This is a genomic window from Frankia sp. CoWAU3 (assembly GCF_977971855.1).
In genome coordinates this window covers 10,857-12,020 of sequence record NZ_CDWWXB010000026.1, presented here as the reverse complement: position 1 = coordinate 12,020, position 1,164 = coordinate 10,857, and the positions used below count along the sequence as shown (strand labels likewise).

At 73.0% G+C, this 1,164-nt stretch carries 1 protein-coding gene; it reads left to right on the top strand.

Annotated elements, in window-relative coordinates:
• A partial coding sequence (locus tag AC08ON_RS04630; RefSeq protein ID WP_476616515.1) for a glycosyltransferase 87 family protein occupies positions 1-1,164 on the top strand: 1,164 nt, incomplete at both ends.

The following is a 1,164-nucleotide window of genomic DNA, read 5'->3' as shown; positions in this document are numbered from 1 at the left end:
GGGGGGCCGGCTTTGTCCGCACCCGGACGGCCGGCCGCGCTCGCTCGTCCCGGAGCCGGCACCCCCGACCGGTCAGCCCGGCGCCTCTGGGCATGGTGGCTGGTCAGCCGTGCCGTCCTCGTCACTCTGGTGGTGACCGACCAGGCGTTCGGCATGCAGCAGAGCGTGCTCGGCGATCTACACATCTATGCGGAGTGGGGCCGCGGGCTCAGTCGCGGCGAGGGGATGCCCACCGGTGACGACCGTTGGCAGTATCCGCCGGGCGCGGCAGTTGTGTTCGTGTTGCCCGACGTAACTCACGCCTATCTGGGATTGCCCTATCGAGCGGTGTTCATCGGGATGATGGTGGCCGTCGACGCCGTCCTGACCGCCGCGCTGGTGCGTCGCTCGGTCCCGGCGGCGGGGTTCTGGGTGGCCGGTCTCACCGCGTTGGGACCGGTGGCGCTGGCCCGTTTCGATCTGCTGCCGGCCGCGGCGGCGGTCGCGGCCGTGCTCGCGCTCGCCGCGGGCCGGTTCGGCCGGGCGGGATTTCATCTCGCCGCGGGTGCGCTGCTCAAGATCTGGCCGGTCCTGCTGCTGATCGCCCTGTCCCGTCCGTCGCTTCGGTCCCCGGGTCGGTCGGCGTCCACCGATCCGCCCCCCGGTCCGCCTCCCGGCCGGCCCACCGGTGGATTCCCGGCGCCCTCGCCGGACTGGTTGCGTCTTGCCGCCGGCGTCCTGTGCGCCGTCGGGGGGCTCGCGGCGCTGTTCGCGGTCACCGGGTGGTGGCGGGACGCGTTCGGGTTTCTCGGCGCGCAGCAGGCCCGCGGACTACAGGTGGAGGCGGTGGCCGCGACGCCGTTCGTCGTCGCCCACATGCTCGGCCATGGAACGGCACCCGGCTATTCCTACGGTTCGCTCCAGTTCGACACCCCGCTGGCCCGCGGCGTGGCCACTGCATGCTCGTTGACCGAGATCGTAGTGATCGCCATTTCGGCCCTGTGGTGGTGGGGATGGGCGCGTCCGCCCGCGGCGGCGGACGGCGCGGGCCGGGCCGGTGTGCTCGTGGGGCGCACGCTCGCGCTGCTGCTTGTCGTGGTCGTGACCGCCCGCGTGCTCAGCCCGCAGTACCTTGTGTGGATCATGGCGCTCGTCGCGGTCTGGATCGCGATGGCCCGGCCCGCC